The organism is Klebsiella sp. JB_Kp031 (genome assembly GCF_040064295.1).
Classification (GTDB): Bacteria; Pseudomonadota; Gammaproteobacteria; order Enterobacterales; family Enterobacteriaceae; genus Klebsiella; species Klebsiella quasipneumoniae.
Genome location: NZ_JBEAJW010000002.1, coordinates 285,524 through 301,926, shown reverse-complemented (window position 1 = coordinate 301,926; position 16,403 = coordinate 285,524). Strand labels below are relative to the sequence as shown.

The 16,403-nt window shown below is 57.3% G+C and carries 19 protein-coding genes and 1 pseudogene; 9 read left to right on the top strand and 11 right to left on the bottom strand.

Features of this window, described 5'->3' with window-relative positions; genetic code table 11:
- Nucleotides 1-50 precede the first annotated feature (50 nt).
- Nucleotides 51-722 (bottom strand): SOS response-associated peptidase, encoded by a 672-nt coding sequence (locus ABLV64_RS03500; RefSeq protein ID WP_004206016.1) that lies wholly within the window; start codon nucleotides 720-722, stop codon nucleotides 51-53.
- A 338-nt stretch (nucleotides 723-1,060) separates the two neighbouring features.
- Nucleotides 1,061-1,156 (bottom strand): YnaM/YnfT family protein, encoded by a 96-nt coding sequence (locus ABLV64_RS03495; protein ID WP_272481999.1) that lies wholly within the window; start codon nucleotides 1,154-1,156, stop codon nucleotides 1,061-1,063.
- Between ABLV64_RS03495 and ABLV64_RS03490 the strand changes: the two are divergent.
- From ABLV64_RS03490 to ABLV64_RS03480, 3 genes and pseudogenes are all read left to right on the top strand, one after another.
- Nucleotides 1,116-1,208: pseudogene (locus ABLV64_RS03490) on the top strand (hypothetical protein); the annotation flags it as partial. The gene ABLV64_RS03495 and the pseudogene ABLV64_RS03490 sit on opposite strands and share 41 nt — an antisense overlap.
- A gap of 452 nt (nucleotides 1,209-1,660) precedes the next feature.
- A complete protein-coding gene (locus ABLV64_RS03485; RefSeq protein ID WP_044522839.1) occupies nucleotides 1,661-2,134 on the top strand; it encodes an Hsp20 family protein in 474 nt (157 codons plus the stop codon).
- A 168-nt stretch (nucleotides 2,135-2,302) separates the two neighbouring features.
- Complete coding sequence (locus ABLV64_RS03480) at nucleotides 2,303-2,815, top strand: 2-oxo-tetronate isomerase (protein ID WP_023289595.1); 513 nt, start codon at nucleotides 2,303-2,305, stop codon at nucleotides 2,813-2,815.
- A 20-nt stretch (nucleotides 2,816-2,835) separates the two neighbouring features.
- Here the strand turns inward: ABLV64_RS03480 and ABLV64_RS03475 are convergent, their stop codons facing one another.
- Entirely contained in the window at nucleotides 2,836-4,053 is a 1,218-nt protein-coding gene (locus ABLV64_RS03475; protein WP_135721955.1) for a diguanylate phosphodiesterase, read from the bottom strand.
- 397 nt (nucleotides 4,054-4,450) lie between these two features.
- Here ABLV64_RS03475 and ABLV64_RS03470 point away from each other — a divergent pair, with 397 nt between their 5' ends.
- Nucleotides 4,451-4,570, top strand: a complete 120-nt coding sequence (locus ABLV64_RS03470) for a small membrane protein (RefSeq protein ID WP_137910593.1) — start codon at nucleotides 4,451-4,453, stop codon at nucleotides 4,568-4,570.
- 29 nt (nucleotides 4,571-4,599) lie between these two features.
- Here the strand turns inward: ABLV64_RS03470 and kbvR are convergent, their stop codons facing one another.
- Entirely contained in the window at nucleotides 4,600-5,211 is a 612-nt protein-coding gene (gene kbvR, locus ABLV64_RS03465) for a LuxR family transcriptional regulator KbvR (RefSeq protein WP_004206009.1), read from the bottom strand.
- A gap of 311 nt (nucleotides 5,212-5,522) precedes the next feature.
- On the opposite strand from kbvR, the gene ABLV64_RS03460 reads away from it, so the two are divergent.
- The gene (locus ABLV64_RS03460) at nucleotides 5,523-6,431 is read left to right on the top strand and encodes a helix-turn-helix domain-containing protein (RefSeq protein WP_048294827.1); all 909 of its coding nucleotides are present in this window, start codon (nucleotides 5,523-5,525) and stop codon (nucleotides 6,429-6,431) included.
- A 26-nt stretch (nucleotides 6,432-6,457) separates the two neighbouring features.
- On the opposite strand, the gene ABLV64_RS03455 is transcribed toward ABLV64_RS03460, so the two are convergent.
- From ABLV64_RS03455 to ltnD, 5 genes are read right to left on the bottom strand one after another with little or no spacing between them, the layout of a single operon-like run.
- Nucleotides 6,458-7,822: a GntP family transporter gene (locus tag ABLV64_RS03455; protein ID WP_004206005.1), complete on the bottom strand. Its 1,365-nt coding sequence runs from the start codon at nucleotides 7,820-7,822 to the stop codon at nucleotides 6,458-6,460.
- A gap of 56 nt (nucleotides 7,823-7,878) precedes the next feature.
- Nucleotides 7,879-8,661 carry an HPr family phosphocarrier protein gene (locus ABLV64_RS03450; protein ID WP_043519529.1) on the bottom strand — a complete coding sequence of 261 codons (783 nt, stop codon included), beginning with the start codon at nucleotides 8,659-8,661 and terminating at the stop codon, nucleotides 7,879-7,881.
- Nucleotides 8,662-8,665: 4 nt separating this feature from the next.
- Nucleotides 8,666-9,286: an aldolase gene (locus ABLV64_RS03445; RefSeq protein WP_017900343.1), complete on the bottom strand. Its 621-nt coding sequence runs from the start codon at nucleotides 9,284-9,286 to the stop codon at nucleotides 8,666-8,668.
- Nucleotides 9,279-10,544, bottom strand: a complete 1,266-nt coding sequence (gene otnK, locus ABLV64_RS03440) for a 3-oxo-tetronate kinase (protein ID WP_348842954.1) — start codon at nucleotides 10,542-10,544, stop codon at nucleotides 9,279-9,281. The genes ABLV64_RS03445 and otnK overlap by 8 nt, the downstream gene beginning before the upstream one ends.
- A gap of 11 nt (nucleotides 10,545-10,555) precedes the next feature.
- Nucleotides 10,556-11,458: an L-threonate dehydrogenase gene (gene ltnD, locus ABLV64_RS03435; protein ID WP_004205998.1), complete on the bottom strand. Its 903-nt coding sequence runs from the start codon at nucleotides 11,456-11,458 to the stop codon at nucleotides 10,556-10,558.
- A gap of 260 nt (nucleotides 11,459-11,718) precedes the next feature.
- Here ltnD and ABLV64_RS03430 point away from each other — a divergent pair, with 260 nt between their 5' ends.
- Nucleotides 11,719-12,480 (top strand): DeoR/GlpR family DNA-binding transcription regulator, encoded by a 762-nt coding sequence (locus ABLV64_RS03430; RefSeq protein ID WP_004205996.1) that lies wholly within the window; start codon nucleotides 11,719-11,721, stop codon nucleotides 12,478-12,480.
- A 20-nt stretch (nucleotides 12,481-12,500) separates the two neighbouring features.
- On the opposite strand, the gene ABLV64_RS03425 is transcribed toward ABLV64_RS03430, so the two are convergent.
- The gene (locus ABLV64_RS03425; RefSeq protein WP_057215100.1) at nucleotides 12,501-13,361 is read right to left on the bottom strand and encodes a broad-spectrum class A beta-lactamase OKP-B-7; all 861 of its coding nucleotides are present in this window, start codon (nucleotides 13,359-13,361) and stop codon (nucleotides 12,501-12,503) included.
- A gap of 181 nt (nucleotides 13,362-13,542) precedes the next feature.
- On the opposite strand from ABLV64_RS03425, the gene ABLV64_RS03420 reads away from it, so the two are divergent.
- The 3 genes from ABLV64_RS03420 (at nucleotide 13,543) to ABLV64_RS03410 (ending at nucleotide 15,093) form a co-directional block, all read left to right on the top strand.
- Nucleotides 13,543-13,674 (top strand): hypothetical protein, encoded by a 132-nt coding sequence (locus ABLV64_RS03420; protein ID WP_023318188.1) that lies wholly within the window; start codon nucleotides 13,543-13,545, stop codon nucleotides 13,672-13,674.
- The gene (locus ABLV64_RS03415; RefSeq protein WP_004205993.1) at nucleotides 13,658-13,918 is read left to right on the top strand and encodes a hypothetical protein; all 261 of its coding nucleotides are present in this window, start codon (nucleotides 13,658-13,660) and stop codon (nucleotides 13,916-13,918) included. Before ABLV64_RS03420 ends, ABLV64_RS03415 begins: the two co-directional genes overlap by 17 nt.
- An 86-nt stretch (nucleotides 13,919-14,004) precedes the next feature.
- On the top strand, nucleotides 14,005-15,093 hold the full coding sequence (locus ABLV64_RS03410) for an AAA family ATPase (RefSeq protein WP_004205990.1): 1,089 nt from the start codon (nucleotides 14,005-14,007) through the stop codon (nucleotides 15,091-15,093).
- A gap of 30 nt (nucleotides 15,094-15,123) precedes the next feature.
- Here the strand turns inward: ABLV64_RS03410 and ABLV64_RS03405 are convergent, their stop codons facing one another.
- Nucleotides 15,124-16,389 carry an MFS transporter gene (locus tag ABLV64_RS03405; protein ID WP_004205989.1) on the bottom strand — a complete coding sequence of 422 codons (1,266 nt, stop codon included), beginning with the start codon at nucleotides 16,387-16,389 and terminating at the stop codon, nucleotides 15,124-15,126.
- Nucleotides 16,390-16,403 lie beyond the last annotated feature (14 nt).

Genomic DNA, 16,403 nt, shown 5'->3' with positions numbered 1-16,403 from the left:
TCGCACCGCAGCCGGCGCATCAGGTGGGGATTGCTCACAGAATCATGCGTTCATTCTACTGGCTCAATTAACTCTGGCCCTTGATTGTTGACATTGCCGACCGCCCGCGATACCGCATGCCAGATGAAATCGTCGGCGGTGACGGCTCCGTCCCTGGCAATCTCCACCGCTTCCGCGCCGGTGACTTCTTGCCTCATCCATTCCCGGGCGGCTTCCGGCGCCAGGACCAGCGGCCGGCGGTCATGAATATCGACAAGACCGCGATCGGCGGCAGCGGTCACCAGCAAAAATCCTTCGGCGCTATCCCCGCGTTCGAAGGGCGTGCTGCCAATAGCGGCCATAAATATCGGCTGGCCATCCTTGCGCTGGATGAAGTAGGGCTGCTTTTTCTCTCCGGCCTTTTTCCACTCAAACCAGCCGTCGGCGAAGCAGATCGCCCGCCCGTGCTGCCACAGCGGTTTGAACATCCTGCTGGTGGCTGCGGTCTCAACGCGGGCGTTGATCAGCGGGGGTTTATCCCACCATCCTGGCGCATAACCCCAGTAAACGGGATCGAGGTGGAGTTGCGCATTCCTTTCACTCAGGAGTAACACTTTTGTCCCGGGTGCCACGTTATACCGCCCAATCGGCGCCGGGTCCCAGGGGATATCGTATTCAGCCTCTTCGGCAAGATAAGCCAGATATTCTTCCCGCGTCTGTGCTTGCGCAAAACGTCCGCACATCGCCACCTCCAGCATAATGTCTAAAGGAAAGCATAGTTCATCAGGGAGGGGGCGTTGTGAGAAATGATTTTGAAATCATGCGATTGTGATCCCTTCCCTCAGGCGTAAGGCTGACGCCTGGGCACATACTGTTTAAGTTGCCTATATTGCAGGCCATAATTCTGGCCTGAAATATATTAATTGAAGTTACGTATTCACCATGTGAATTGCTATTGCGAAAAATGTACGCAGGCGCAAGTACTGAGTATATGTCGCCTGAACAAGGCGTGTAGATGGAGTTGAAGGTGGGGTGTTTACCCGCCGCTGCAACAGACGAAAGGCAACGGCGTAGAAAAAGATTAGTTATCCGGGTTGTTGGAGATGCCTCTCCATACCATCCCCAGACCGATCAACATCGACGCGAAGAGGGCGAACAGGGTGGTAGAGATAAAAATGCTGGTCATTATGATGCCTCAGAAAGTGCGTATGCAGATTATTAGGCACGGGGGGACGAGAAAGGTTCCTTCCCTGACGGATTATCTTTTCACCAGCGTCTTTCCGTCTGGCGCCAGCGAGGCGGATGTCATATCGAGGCACCGCTCTTGACGGAGGGATAATGCGGGGGAGCCGTGTTTCTCCCTGCGCTGTTGCAGGAAGCCACTGGCAGGGGGATGCGTCGCGTTTCGGGCGTTGACATCCCATTGTACAAGTAATATATACATGACGCTTCTGTTTATTGAATGTTAAACAGCATCAGTTATGGGACTCAGAAGCACCCCAGCCCCCGCCGTCGGGCGGGGGTTACTTTGCCACCTGACCTGGTTATTTCTCACGGTGACTGACGAAGAAAATTTTTATTTCAGGTCTTGAAAAACGCGCTTTAGCTATTATTTTATATAGCGGACAAGCAATGCTTGCCTTTATGTTGAGCTTTTGAATGGATATTCAGGAGGTTAATGATGGCACTCAAAACCTTGTCAGCACTCCCGGTATTTGCTGATTCCCTTTTTGCCGATCGCTTTAATCGTATTGACCGTCTTTTCAGCCAGTTAACTGGCGATACGCCGGTGGGTACCTTACCTGCCTACGATTTACAGAAAGTGGATGACAGTAATTTTCTGCTCAGCGTCAGCGTACCAGGCTGGAAAGATGATGAACTGGAAATAGAGACCGTAGGCGGTAATCTGCATATTACCGGTAAACGCGCGCAAACCGACAATCATTCCGGAAACAGCCAGGGCTGGATTTATAAAGGCATTCGTCGGGCTGATTTCCAGCTTAGTTTTTCGCTTCCCGAACACGCCCAGATTAATCAGGCGCAGCTGGAGAGCGGGATCTTAAAAATCGCTATCCATCAGGAGATCCCCGAGAGCGAAAAACCGCGCAAAATTGCCATTGAGAACCAGGGGCGGGTGATCGAACACAAAGTGTGATTCCGCTTCTGTGCCAAGGTAGTTCCTTTCAAGGCCCGCGCAGCGGGCCTTTATTTTATCCACTCAGGGTGGCGTAAACGGCCTCCAGGCGACGAGAGAAATCACTATGCTATCCTGTTAACAGGGCAGTGAGGCGGTGATACTTTTCAAATTCGGCGAGGAGTCAGAATGGCTGACGAGATCGATAAAGACGCACAACATACTCATCAACTGACCGCCGAGGTGGCCCGCGCGCTTATCGCGCGCGGCTGGCGGCTCACCACTGCGGAATCCTGCACCGGCGGCAATCTGGCGGCAGCGCTCTGTGCTCAGGCTGATACTGCGGCCTTTTATGATACCGGCGTGGTCACCTTCAGCGATGAAGCCAAGCGCAATGTGCTGCAGGTGCGCGCGGAAACCCTGGCGGAACACAGCGCTGTCAGCGAAGCGTGCGTGAAGGAGATGTCCAGCGGTATGCTGGCGATAGCCGGGGCCGATATCGCCATCGCCATCAGCGGCTATGCGGGACCGGAGGGGGGAGAGGATGGTACCCCCGCCGGCACGGTATGGTTTGCCTGGAACTTTCGCGGCCAGATCGAAACTCAACGGCTGCGCTTTACCGGCGACTGCGAGACAGTGGTGGCGAAAGCGGTGCGCTTCGCCCTGGCGGCGCTGGGCGAAAAGCTCCCCCACTGGCAGTGACGCTGCCGCCTACCGCGGCCTTACAGATCCGTGGCCTGACGCGCTATCGGCCAGCAAATTTCCCCGATGCCGTTCAGGCACGGTCGGGAGAAAAGGAACCCCTGAAACAGGCGAATGCCCACCGACTGCAGCCAGCACCACTCTTCCAGGGTTTCGACGCCTTCCGCCACCACCGTGATGCCCAAATCCTCGCAGCAGCGCACCACCGAGGCGACAATCGCCTGCTTGGCGCCGCTGATATGAATATTGCGCACCAGCTCCGCATCCACTTTGATTTTATCGGGCTGAAAGCGGGTCAGTAACGACAAGCCGGAGTAACCCGCGCCAAAGTCGTCGATGGCCAGCTTCATGCCCGCGACGCGCAGCGCTTTGAGCACCTTGTGGAACTGGTCAAAGCAGGTGATCACCTCCGTTTCGGTAACCTCTATCAGCACCTGGTCCGGCCGGAGGCCGGCCGCCAGCAGGCTGTTCATCAGCCAGCCTACGGCGTCAGGGTGGTTATACAGCGAACCGGGCAGCAGGTTAATGGCCAGCTGGTTTTTACCAAGCGGTAACTGACCGGCGAGAGAGAAGGCATACGCTTTGCTCTCAAGGTCGAAACGGTAGCGATCCTCCGCCGGGATGGCGGCAAACATCTCCACAGGGGATCCGCCGGTGGGGCTGCGGATCAGCGCTTCAAAGGAAGAGACCCGCTTTTTGGCCGGCTCGACGATGGCCTGCAGGGCAAACTGGCAAGGTTGATCGGGCAGGTGGCGCGCCGTAGCAGTGGCCGGGGCAGGCATCATCGTCCAGCGAGAAGGCTGCAGCGGCTCGGGTAGACAATAGCGCCCACCGTCGGCGATAAAGGCGCTAATCAGGCGGAACATCCGGTCGTTGACCGGCTCGGTGACCCCAAACGAGCTAAAGCGCAGGAGCTCCTCCAGCGCGCTTTCGGCTTCGAAAAGACGAAGATCCAGCAGGCGCATCCCGGTGTCGTGAAAACGACGGTAGGCCGAATAGTCGCGCATCAGTTCCACCACGTCGCGATGGCGCGGATCGCTCTGTATCTCGTGGAATAACGACTCAAGATCTTCCTCGCTTCCCTCCAGCACCTGGAAGAACTGCAGGCCGTTAAACAGCAGAATACCGGTGATGCCAAGAGGCATGTTTTTCCCGCTGGCGCGATGAATTAAAGCGTCGAGATCGGTGGGCGGGCGGGCAGGATTAACCTGGCTGCGGTATATCAGGGTGGTTAGCATAATCATTCCGGTCGCTGCGGCAGCGCGTAATGGTCCGCACAGCGCGTATTTAGGGAGGTATGGCCAGACCCTCGGAGAAGGGAGGCTGTTTTTTATGACATTTAACCAACCGTGATGTCCGCTACGCGGAACGGGAGTTTCACTTTGTGATTACCTTCACTCTACAGGGAATCTGAGGTTTAGCTATCTTTTTCTCATTTACGATGCAAAAGGGGGAAACAGGCCGCTCACTCCTCCTGCGGTATTGGTCCACCACCTTAAATTATCGGTTAACATTCGCCACCAGGAATTATCCTGCCATTATATTGCCCGCTCTTAAAAAGAGATACTGGTCTTGCCTGATTAAAAGCAAATCCATATTATCAACGTAAGTTTAATTCCTTTTTTCAGGTCTGATATGAGCGACTTATTTATTATTTTGTGTTTGATTTTTTGTCCCGTAATTTCTTTGTGGAGTGGTCTTTCTTATATTCAGGAAAGACGCAAAAGACGCTACGTCTTCCGTTCCAGAAGATAATCTGCAGAGGTAATACAATGGCGATTGTATTAACGTCTTGCGAGTAGTTTTACGAGGTTGTTAAATTGCTGGCGGCTGTTTAAATTGAACTTGCACATAATATTCTTTTTATGCGAATGAATTGTTTTATGGCTAATTTTAAGCGCCGCGGCGACTTCATGCGGACTTAATCCAATACTGAATGCGTAAATGACTTTGGTTTGCGCATCGCTGACCGTCTTGCAGGCGCAATTGATGCAACGCCGCAGGCGATTGAAGGATGGGTCATGATGAGGTGGCAGGGAGCGCTGAATCGCGCTGGCTATCTCATCTTTAAGAAGCTGAACGGGAGCGTGGGGAGGCATAAACACCGCCTGCCGCAGACAGTTGGGTAAACCCTCTTCGGCGGTAGCTTGTTCATTATCCTGAAAAATAAAAAGCGTGTATTGCTCTGGGGCATGCTGAAACAGGTCATGACACAGGTACCATTCTCCCGCCACCATTTCCGTGAAGATCACATTAGCTTGCGCCATCCCATCCGCGTTCCATTGTTGAGAAAACTGATACTCTGATCCCCCGTAGGTCTTCATCGCTTCATCCACCAGTTCCGCAATAGCAACCCGCAAATAGTGATTTTTTATATTGATCAAAAAATTCGTCATATAACTTCCCTGTTGGGTATTAAAAAAGGTATCAGAATAAATTAAAGAATATAATGGTGAGGTGCAGACGTTTTTTAGCCGGGGTAATCTAAGGGATGTTTTTCATTAATGCAATATCTGCCTGGAAAAGTGAGATATCGGTGTATTGGTATGCGAAAGTTCCTAATAAACAAAATGTTAAGGATATATCGATCAGCGTTTTAAGCGTTTTGATGATTTTTTATTTTTGCGATGCATAAAAAGCTTAGTGATAGCCAGTATCTGTTGTTAGAATTAGCGGAGGACAAGATTACAGGAAGTATGTAGTGCTTATGAAGCAGAAACTCTATTTAAAAATGTTGGCGTGGCTGGAGGATAATATCTACTGTAACCCGGCGATCGATGACCTGGCACAGTATATGGGCTATTCGCGTCGGTTTGTGTATGAGGTGTTTTATCAATACGGCCGGTTACCCATCGGGCAGTATATTCGCCTGCGGCGCTTGACCATCGCAGCGGTCAGTCTGCGCTTAACGCGGCAACCGATCGCCGCCATAGCCTGGCAGTTAAGTTACGATTCGCCGCAGACCTTTTCCCGCGAGTTTAAGAAACGGTTCTCGCTTTCGCCACGGGAATACCGATGCGCAGCGCACTGGGATACGGCAAAACTGTTAAAAAAATTCTCCCCTGATGATGAACGTCTGCCATTGGCGCGGATCTGTTCCCTGCCGGAGCGGGTCTATTATGGCTACCCGATGAAGTATGAACTGCGCCTGTCGGATATGGTGCTGCAACGCACCGCCAAGACGGCTATCAGACAAAAGGTTGACCGTTTTTTTACCGCCGGAGAAGGCTCGCTTTCCATACTCTCTGATTACGCCGCGGCGCGTCAAAATGAGCTTAACGTCGAGATTAACGCCTTTGTTGGTTGTCATGAGACGCGAAAGCCATCGTCCACGTTGACCGCCCGGTCGGGACTCTATGTCGGAGTTGATTTCTACGGCAGCTGGTCACGCTATGCCCGTTTGTCCAGCGATCTCTATCTGGATCTGCTGCCAACGCTGGGGGTAAGCCGTCGCGACGGGTATGACATAGAATGTTTCATGGCACGCCATACGGAAGGCGGAGATACAGAAGAGAGGTGCTATCACGTACGCTATTTTATACCGGTGACGCTGAAAGCGGCGGCTCAGCAGCCGGGCAGCGATAATGAGTCAGTCCCCGCGAGGGGGACCCAATAAGGTGGCCGGAGCCACCCAAATAAACTTCACAGTAAAAACCACAGCAGCCAGGTAATGAGGAAGCCCGTCACCCCCATGATGGTTGTCAGTACGGTCCATGTTTTGAGTCCGTCCGGCACCGAGAGCCCGAGATAGCGCGTGACCACCCAAAATCCGGCATCGTTGACGTGTGACAATCCGAGTGAGCCGAAGCAGGTCGCCAGCGTCACCAGCACCAGCTGCAGCGGCTCCAGCCCGGCAACTGCCTGTGACAGCAGGCCGGAGGTGGTGAGGATCGCCACGGTGGCCGAGCCCTGCGAGGCCCGAAGCACCAGCGACAGCAGGAAAGCGGCGGGCATCAGCGGCAGATGAATCGTCTCCAGCGCCTCGGCTAAGGCATTGCCGATGCCGGAAGCGACCAGCACCCCGCCAAAGGCGCCGCCGGCGCCAGCGACAAGGATAACGTCCGCCGAGGAGGGGATCGCGCTGCCGGTCACTTCTCCCAGCTTTTTCAGGTTCATACCCCGCCGGATGCCCAGCGTCCAGCTGGCCAGCCCCAGGGAGATCAGCAGGGCGACGGGCGGGGTGCCAATGACGGTCATCAGCTGGCGAATCGCGTTTTCCGGCAGCAGCAAGGCCTGACACAGCGTTCCGGAAACAATCAGCACGATGGGCACCACGATCAGCCCGCCGATAACCAGCGCATTCGGCGGCGCCAGTCGGGTCTGCTGCGCGTTGACGGAGAGGTCGGGCACCTCGGCCGTTTGCTGCTGTTCCAGCACGTTAATCGACAGATGATAATGGCGCTGATTGATCGACCGGGCGACAAAATAACCCACGATACCCACCACGACCGACACCCCAATCCCCGCCAGCATCAGCCAGCCGACATCGCTATGCAGAATACCTGCCGCGGCCGCCGCGCCAGGGTGGGTTGGCAATGCCACGTGGACGGTTAACATCACTCCGGCCATTGGCAGGCCAAACTTCAACGGCGACATATGAGCGACTTTACTGAAGCCGTAAATTAACGGAATGATGATAATAAAGCCGACTTCAAAGAAGACTGGCGTGCCGAGAATAAAAGCGACGATGGTTAAGGCGGCAATCGTCCGTTTAGAACCCAGCACGCCGGTCAGCGTTTTCGCCAGCGATTCGGCGCCGCCGGATATTTCAATGAGCACCCCCAGCATTGATCCCAAAATAATAATGCTGGCGATATGGCCGAGCAGGCCGCCCATCCCTTTTTCAATGGTGGTAATGATCTTATCCGCCGGAATGCCGGTGGCGAACGCCACCAGCAGGCTGACGATCAGGAGCGCCACAAAAGGATGCGCTTTCGCTTTAATCACCAGCAGGAGCAACAGCACTACGCTGGCTAACGCAATAAGTAACAGCGCCGATGTCGACATAGTTTTGCCTCGGGTATTAACAGGTATACAGAGAGTTATATTTTTAGTACCGCGCTTTATTTTTTCCGGTAGGGCGAAAACCATTCCAGTCCGGAAAGGGTATCCGCCCTGGGGATATATTCGCAGCCGATCCAACCGTCATAGCCCGCTTTATCCAGTAACGCATAGATCCATGAATAATTAATCTCGCCCTCGTCCGGTTCATGGCGGTCGGGCAGGGAGGCTATCTGAATATGGCGGTACTGACCGGCATACTCTGTAATAAGATGGCTTAAATTACCGTCCACTTTCTGCGCATGAAACAGATCTAACTGCACCGCGATGTTTGGCCGGTCGACCCGCTTCGCTATCTCCAGCGTCTGATATTGGCTGTGGTAGAGATAGCCCGGTTTGGTCTGCGGATTCAGGGCTTCAATGAGCACTCGCTTGTCGTGGCGGGCAAAGCACTCGGCGGCGTAGCGCAGGTTATCGAAAAGCTCGGCCTCGCAGGCCGCGCGATCCATCCCCGGCGGCACCACGCCGGCCATGATATGCACCTGCGGACAATCCAGCTGGCAGGCATACTCCAGCGCCAGCTCAATATCACGCCGGGCCTCGGCGCTCCTGCCCGGCAGGGCGGCGAGACCCCACTCCCCGGCGTTAACGTCGCCGGGCGGGGTATTAAACAGCACCAGCTGCAGCTGGTTTTCCTGCAGGCGCTGTTTAATTTCCCCGGCGGCATACTCATAGGGGAACAGAAACTCCACGGCTTCGAAACCGGCGCGGGCGGCGGCGGCAAAGCGGTCCAGGAACGGCAGTTCGGTAAACAGCATGGATAAATTTGCAGCGAATTTTGGCATGGTTTTATCTCAGTTCATCCACTTCGTCAGCGGTCAGGTAACGGATCTCGCGATTGCCGAGGGTAAACATCAGCCGCGCGGTCTCTTCCAGCTCTTCGGTATTGTTGGTGGCTTCGCGCAGCGATGAGCCGGTGACCACCGGACCATGGTTGGCCAGTAAAAAGGCGTTATAGCGCGGCGCCAGCCCGGCCAGCGCCTCGGCAATGCGGTCGTCACCCGGTCGGTAGTAGGGAACCACCGGGACGTCGCCGACCCGCATCACCACGTAGGGAGTAAAGGGGCGAATACAATTGTGCGGATCGAGCCCCTGCAGGCAGGAGAGCGCGGTCAAATAGTGGCTATGCAAGTGGACGATCGCCTTGCAGGCCGGGTTATGCAAATAGACCGCCCGGTGAAAAGCGACCTCTTTCGACGGTTTGTCGCCGGCGAGCCATTCGCCTTGCAGGGTGACCACCGACAACCGCTGCGCCTGCAGCTCGCCCAGGCAGGAGCCGGTCGGCGTCGCCAGCAGGTTGCCGTCCGGCAGCAGCAGCGACAGATTGCCGGCGGAGCCGGTGGCATAACCGCGGTTAAACAACGAGGCGCCAATTTGCACCATCTCATCTCGCAGCTGTTGCTCAGTCATGACAAAACTCCTGCTGGGCACGGGCAAAGAACGAGATATCGCCGAAATTCCCTGACTTCAGCGCCAGGGAGAGCGGCTGGCGGGTGTCACGCACCCAGGGAACTCCAGGGGAGATCGTCGGCCCGATATGGAACGCCTCGACCCCCAGCGTCTGCGCCACGATGCTCGACGTTTCCCCTCCGGCCACAATAAAGCGGGTGAATCCTTTCGCTTTCAGCGCGGCGGCGAGGGCGGCGAACAACTGTTCCACCCTTTCGCTGCTGGCCTTGTCGCCATACTGCGCCTGGATCCGCTGCAGCGTTTGCGGCTCGGTGGTGGCATAGACCATCGGCGCCAGCGGCGCATCGCGGTTTGCGTCCACCCAGGCTGCCAGCGTCCCGACATAGCCTTCGAGATCGGTAAAGCAGGCGCTTAAGTCAACGGCGCGGGCGGGAGCCTGTTCACGATAGGCCGCCACCTGGCTGTTGGTCATCAGCGAACAGGAGCCCGAGAGCACCACAGCCGGGCCGGGTAGCGGCATGCCCGCCAGGAATCCTTCACCCTGGGTTCCGTGGCGCTGCGCCCAGTCGCGGGCGAGGCCGATGGCGAGACCAGAGCCGCCGGAGACCAGCTTCATCTCCCGCAGCGCCGCCCCCTGGGTCAGCAAATGCTGTTCACTAAGCGCATCGAGCACCACATAGCGCACCGCCGGATCGCTGATGGCCGCCAGCGCGGCAGCGACCGCTTCCGGCCCCTGATCGACAATCGGCCAGGCTATCAGCGCCGCTTTACCGCCGCCCTGGCGTTCGATTAAGCGGCCGAGGTGGGCATCCTCCATTGGCGTCACCGGATGGTGGCGCATGCCGGACTCATTGAGCAACTGCTGGCCGACAAACAGATACCCCTGATAGACCGTGCGGCCGTTCACCGGCAGCGCCGGTGATATCACCGTCCGCGTCTCGTCCAGCTCTGCCAGCAGCGCATCCAGTACCGGGCCAATGTTACCCTGCGCGGTGCTGTCGAAAGTGGAACAATACTTAAAATAAAATTGCTGACAGCCCCGGGCTTGCAGCCAGCGCAGGGCCGCCAGGGACTGGCTGACGGCGGTTTCCACCGGGCAGGATCGCGTTTTCAGACTGATCACCACCGCTTCACTGGTCAACGGCAGTTCGTGGGGCGGTACGCCGTTTAGCTGCACGGTCGGCATGCCGTTGCGCACGAGGAAGCTGGCGATATCCGTGGCGCCGGTAAAGTCATCGGCAATGACACCAAGCTGCATCTTGTCTCTCCTCACTGTTTATGGCCCGGCAGGGTAATGCCGTTGAAAATCTTGATCACCGCGCTGTCATCTTCCCGGCCGAATCCGGCGTTGCTGGCGGAGGTGAACATATTCAGCGCGGTGGTCGCGAGCGGCAGCGGGAAGGTCAGCGCCCGGGCGGTGTCATTCACCAGACCGAGATCTTTGACAAAAATATCGACGGCGGATTTTGGCGAGTAATCGCCATCCAGGACGTGCTGCATACGATTCTCAAACATCCACGAATTACCCGCCGCGTGGGTCACCACGTCGTACATCGTCTCCAGCGGGATGCCGGCGCGGGCGGCGAGGGCCATCGCTTCGGCGGCGACGGCGATATGCACCCCGGCCAGCAGCTGATGGATGATTTTCACCGTCGAGCCGAGGCCAATGTCGCTCCCGATGCGGTAGACTTTGCCGGCCACCGCATCCAGCACTGGCGCGAGGCGGGCGAAGGCGGCATCGCTCCCGGAGGCCATTACCGTCATGTCGCCGGCGGCCGCTTTCACTGCGCCGCCCGATACTGGCGCGTCGAGCATCAAGAGCTGGTATTCTGCCAGCGCTACGGCTATCGCCTGGGCATCGGCGGCGGCGATGGTTGACGACACCATCACCGCGGTGCCCGGCTTCAGATGGGCGGCGAGGCCGCTCTCGCCGAACAGGATCCCCCGTACCTGGGCGGCATTGACCACCAGCAGTACGACCGCATCCAGCTCAGCGGCGAAAGGCACCGCGCTGGAGCCTGCGCCTTTGGCGCCCGCCTCCAGCAGCGCGCGGCAGTTGTCGGGGTTGATGTCCACCCCCCAGGTGTTCAGGCCCGCCTGCAGGCAGGCGCGGGCGGCGCCCATGCCCATCGAACCCAGTCCAATCACGCAGACGTTAGTGTGTGCAGTCATGATGGTCTCCTTGTGAATATTCGTTAATTAATGTGATTTAATGATAGAATAAAGCGTTATCATGTGAAATTATGTGAGAGTTATCACGAATAACCCACATGAATATAAAAAATTCACAGGCGGAAAGTGGCTGCGCGACGGCGATTCTTGCCCTAAAATAGCGTAAAAACAGTGGTCAAGCGCGATAACAGTACAGGGTATCGTCAGGCTCCCGGCGTGAGTGGTGTGGTCTGGTGTGAAAAAATGGTAAGGGGAGAGCGGTGATTCCAATTGAACGTCATCAGCGTATTTTAGCCCTGGTGGAGCAGCGTGGGGCGGTAAGCATTAATGAGCTGACGGAGATCCTCGGCGTGTCCCATATGACTATCCGTCGGGACGTCAGTAAGCTGGAAGAACAGGGGCTGCTGGTCAGCGTCTCGGGCGGCGTGCGCGCCGTCAGCCGGCTGGCCGCAGAGCCCAGTCATCTGGTGAAAAGCACCCTGCAGAGTGAAGAGAAGCAGGCCATCGGCGCGCTGGCGGCCAGTCTCATTGCCAAAAACAGCTGCATCTATCTCGATGCCGGCACCACCACTCTGGCGCTGGCGCGGGCCATCCTCGACCGGGACGACCTGCAGGTGGTCACCAATGATTTTGAGATAACCCAGCTGCTGATAGATGCCAGCCAGTGCGGGGTGATCCACACCGGCGGCACCCTGTGCCGGGAGAACCGCTCCTGCGTCGGCGAGTCGGCGGCGCGCACCTTGCGCCACCTGGCTATCGATACGGCCTTTATCTCCGCCAGCGGCTGGGACAGCCGCGGAATTTTCACCCCTGATGAGAACAAAGTCACCGTCAAGGAGACCGTCAGCCAGGTTAGCGCCAGAAGCATCCTGCTGTGCGACAGTTCGAAATACAATCAGGTGGCCACGTTTATGGCGTTGCCCTTGACTCGCTTTACCACCATCATTACCGACCGGCATCTCTCCGATGCCGCCGCCGCCCATATCACCCGGCACGCCTGCGAGGTGCTGCGCGCCGGGTAAGGCGCGCGGCCTTCGCCGGGCTAGCGCTGCCAGTGCTCGATCAGCGCCGCGCCTATCCCGGCGATCTGCTGGTTACGTTCGGCCATGGTCGCCGCGGTATCCCGCAGATAGATCACCACGATACGCTCCGCTTTGCCGTCCGGGCCGAGCAGGGCGACAATGCCGCGTGAGCCCCGCTCACCGGCCCCGGTTTTATCGGCGATAAACCAGCCCGCCGGCAGCACGGCGCGGATCAACGGGCCGGCCACCCGGTCGTCAACCATCCACTGCAGCAGCTGCTGCTGCGAGCGGGCGCTCAGAGAGGGGGTGGTTAGCAGCTTGCGCAGGGTGGTGGCCATGCTGGCCGGGGTGGTGGTGTCGCGCACGTCGCCGGGAAGCGCCTCATTGAGTTCCGTTTCCCAGCGGTCAAGACGGGTGACGTTGTCACCGATCTGGCGCAGAAAAGCGGTCAATCCCGCAGGGCCGCCGACGATCTTCAACAGCAGATTGCCGGCGCTGTTGTCGCTCATGGTGATGGCGGCGGCGCAGAGTTCGCCAACGGTCATCCCGTCGGCAAGGTGTTTTTCGCTGACCGGGGAGTAGTCCACCAGATCCTGCTGGCGGTAGTGGATCCGCCGATCCAGCTGTTCGTCGCCGGCATCCACCCGGGCCAGCACCGCGCCGCAGAGCAGCACTTTAAAGGTGCTCATCAGCGGAAAGCGCTCACTGGCGCGCCAGGCGGCCAGCGTGCGGCCGCTGGCCAGATCCATTTCAACATAGCCCACCCGGCCCGCCAGCTGACTTTCGCTGATTTTAATCTGCTCAAGCGGCTGAGGGCTGGCGAATACCGCCAGTGGCAGGGCGGCAATCAGGGAGATAAGGCACAGGCGAACATAACGCATAACCGTAATACTTCCTTGTGTAAGGGCCGATAAAGGCGAGAAAAGGTGTGACGAATTAGAATAACCCGGTATTTTGCTGATTCACAATTCCTCTTTTTTCCTTCATCATTTGTCATCTTTTATTTCGAATAATCAATATTTAGCTCAGCCTAAGCACGCTATTTTTTGACTCAAGGCCGCAATGAACTATAAGAAAGTACTTAAGACCGCACGCTGGCTGGCGCCGCTGATTGCTGACGATACGCCCGCCGCGCTGCGCGGTTTGCCAATGATCTATGCCATCCCGGGAGGAACTGGTGCACCCGATAATTAAGGTCATGCTGGTGGGCGGTAAGGCGGATGGACTGCTGGTCAGCGTCGCCGACGATGCGACCGAGGTCTCGGTGACGCCTGCGCAATACGGTGCGCCGTCCGGGCAACCGCTCAGCTATCGTATCGTAAGTCAAACCATTGACGATGAACGCTATTTCTTTGGCGTCTTTAGTGACGCCCATCAGGATAGCGATAAGCTGACGCGGGTGGCGCTGACCCGCGGAATGAAAAAAATGTTCTGTTGAACCCGGGCGGAGTGAGGGGATGCGATAGTATCCATGCCGCGGCTTTGCTACTGTGGCAGCCTTCTCTCTCCGGGCCAGGACGCATCATGATTCAGTACATCCATATACAAAACTTTCGCTCAGTCAGGGATATCGAACTGGAGCTGGGGCCATTGAACATTGTCTTCGGTCCTAACGGCTGCGGCAAATCCAATATTTACAACGCCATCCATCTGTTGACCGCGGCTGCCGACGGCAGGCTGTCGGGGTTTATCAGCGCAGAGGGCGGCCTGGAAAATATGATGTGGTCCGGAGATCGTTCCCCCCTCGATCGCCATCCCCGCCGGCTGCAAATCGCCTGTCGGACGGAGAGCTTTGATTATGAACTGCAGGTAGGTTTCCCGGAAAAATTACCCTATCCGACGCAGTTCATGCTCGATCCCATCGTCAAAGAAGAGCACATCTGGCTGGCAGGCTACTCCCGTCGGCCTTCCTCCCGCGTACTGCAGCGCAAGAATCAGGCGGCGTTCCTCGTCGATGTCACCGGGGAGAAAAGCACCTTCACCGAGAGTATTTATGAAAACGAGTCGGTGTTCGGTCAGCTTGGCGAGCCGCACCGTTTTCCCGAAGTGTCGCGGGTGCGGGAGACCCTGCGCCGCTGGCGGTTTTACCATGAGTTCGCCATTGGTCGCCACTCGCCGCTGCGCCAGCCGGCCGTGGGGTATCGTTCGCCGGTGCTCGACAGCGATGGCCATAATCTGGCCGCTGCCTTTCAGACCATTGTCGAGATTGGCGCGGAGGAGATGTTGCACGAGATCCTCGCCGACGCCTTTCCCGGCTGCCAGTTTTACTGTGAAAACGAGCACTCGCGTTTCGCCCTGAAAATGCGCCGGGAGGGGATCCGCAGGCCGCTGCTGGCGGCGGAGATGTCCGATGGCACGCTGCGCTTTCTCTGTCTCGCCGTCGCGCTGCTCAGCCCGCGCCCGCCGGCGTTTCTGGCGATCAATGAGCCGGAGAACAGCCTGCATCGCGACATGCTCCCGGCGCTGGCCCGGCTGATAATCGAGGCCTCCCGCTACAGCCAGATCTGGCTGACCAGCCACTCGGCTGAACTGGCGGAGCTTATCGCCGCTGGGGCGCCCTGTCAGCGCTATGCGCTGGAGAATAGCGGCGGAGAAACGCGCATTGTGGCGTAAACCCCGTCATCCCTGACGGGAGCGCCGGGATCAGGCGGGGGTCTGCGTCTCCGCTGCTGGCAGCAGGCTTTTGCCGCCGCGTAAGGTGATGAACGAGAGCAGGGTGAAGCTCAGGGTGATGCAGCCGAGGATCAGATAGGCCTGATGGAAGCCGACGGTGTCATACATCCGGCCCACCCAGGCGGAAAGGACCACCCCGGACAGCTGTTTCGACAGGTTAAAACCGATCAGGAACAGGGTGGCCGAGAGCCGCGGGTTAAAGGCGGAGGAGATATATTTAAAGGTCCCGACCAGCAGGAAGGGGATCTCAAACATATGCAGCATCTTGAGGATCACCACCTCTACCGCCGATGAGGCGAACGACGATCCGAGAATGCGCACCGACATGATCATCCCGGCGGTCAGCAGGGCGTTTTTGGCGCCGATGCGGTTAACGATGGCCGGGGCGCAGAACATAATTAGCGCGTTGAGCAGCTCGCCGCCGGTGGTGACGAAGCCAAACACTTCGGTACCGCGCTGCGGACTGGCGAAAAAGCTTTTGAAAAAGTTGGCGAACTGCTGATCAAACACGTCGTAGACGCTGGCGACTCCCACCACATAGACGATAAAGCCCCAGAAACGCGGCATACGTAACAGCTCGGCCGCGGTGCGCAGCGAAAAGGCCTGGCGATTGGCTCCCAGCGCCTCAATAACCTGGGCGCTGTTGCTGCTTTCCGGGCGCGACAGCCAGAGCAGAAGACCTAGCACCAGCGCAAAGCCGGAGGCGATCCAGAAGGTAATATTGGGGTCGATGCCGAACAGCACGCCGGTTATCGAGGCGCACAGCGCCCAGCCGACGCAGCCAGCGACCCGCACTTTGCCATATTCAAAGCGGTTTGCCCGGCTGACGCGCTCGATATAGGCTTCCACCGCCCCGGAGCCGCTGGAGAAAACAATCCCCAGGTAGATCCCGCCCACCAGCGAACCGGCGATAATATTCATCTGCAACAGCGGGGAGAAAACGAAAATAAAGAACGGCGCGAACAGAATTAACAGTACCGTGATGGTCCACAGCAGATGTTTGCGCAGGCCAAGCTTATCCGACATCAGACCAAATACCGGCTGAAAAATAATTGCGAACAGCGAGATGGAGGAGAAGACGATCCCGGTTTCCGTTTTGGTTAAATGGTTAACGTCCGCCAGCCACACCGGAAAAAAAGGAAAATAGGCCGACATAATGAAATAGTAAAAGAAAAAGAACAGCAGGAAATAGACAAAATTATGCCGTTCTCGCGGCGCCAGTTCAGAGAATTTCATCACCATGATCCCTT

Excerpts from the sequence above, each read along its gene's own strand:
- kbvR (WP_004206009.1), bottom strand. The coding sequence starts at position 5,211 with ATGACGAATTTTTTGATCAATATAAAAAATCACTATTTGCGGGTTGCT.
- ABLV64_RS03425 (WP_057215100.1), bottom strand. The coding sequence starts at position 13,361 with ATGCGTTATGTTCGCCTGTGCCTTATCTCCCTGATTGCCGCCCTGCCA.
- ABLV64_RS03480 (WP_023289595.1), top strand. The coding sequence starts at position 2,303 with ATGGCTGACGAGATCGATAAAGACGCACAACATACTCATCAACTGACC.
- ABLV64_RS03475 (WP_135721955.1), bottom strand. The coding sequence starts at position 4,053 with ATGCTAACCACCCTGATATACCGCAGCCAGGTTAATCCTGCCCGCCCG.
- ABLV64_RS03445 (WP_017900343.1), bottom strand. The coding sequence starts at position 9,286 with ATGACTGAGCAACAGCTGCGAGATGAGATGGTGCAAATTGGCGCCTCG.
- ABLV64_RS03470 (WP_137910593.1), top strand. The coding sequence starts at position 4,451 with ATGAGCGACTTATTTATTATTTTGTGTTTGATTTTTTGTCCCGTAATT.
- ABLV64_RS03405 (WP_004205989.1), bottom strand. The coding sequence starts at position 16,389 with ATGAAATTCTCTGAACTGGCGCCGCGAGAACGGCATAATTTTGTCTAT.
- ABLV64_RS03410 (WP_004205990.1), top strand. The coding sequence starts at position 14,005 with ATGATTCAGTACATCCATATACAAAACTTTCGCTCAGTCAGGGATATC.
- ABLV64_RS03420 (WP_023318188.1), top strand. The coding sequence starts at position 13,543 with ATGAACTATAAGAAAGTACTTAAGACCGCACGCTGGCTGGCGCCGCTG.
- ABLV64_RS03455 (WP_004206005.1), bottom strand. The coding sequence starts at position 7,822 with ATGTCGACATCGGCGCTGTTACTTATTGCGTTAGCCAGCGTAGTGCTG.
- ABLV64_RS03500 (WP_004206016.1), bottom strand. The coding sequence starts at position 722 with ATGTGCGGACGTTTTGCGCAAGCACAGACGCGGGAAGAATATCTGGCT.
- ABLV64_RS03485 (WP_044522839.1), top strand. The coding sequence starts at position 1,661 with ATGGCACTCAAAACCTTGTCAGCACTCCCGGTATTTGCTGATTCCCTT.
- ABLV64_RS03450 (WP_043519529.1), bottom strand. The coding sequence starts at position 8,661 with ATGCCAAAATTCGCTGCAAATTTATCCATGCTGTTTACCGAACTGCCG.
- ABLV64_RS03460 (WP_048294827.1), top strand. The coding sequence starts at position 5,523 with ATGAAGCAGAAACTCTATTTAAAAATGTTGGCGTGGCTGGAGGATAAT.
- otnK (WP_348842954.1), bottom strand. The coding sequence starts at position 10,544 with ATGCAGCTTGGTGTCATTGCCGATGACTTTACCGGCGCCACGGATATC.
- ltnD (WP_004205998.1), bottom strand. The coding sequence starts at position 11,458 with ATGACTGCACACACTAACGTCTGCGTGATTGGACTGGGTTCGATGGGC.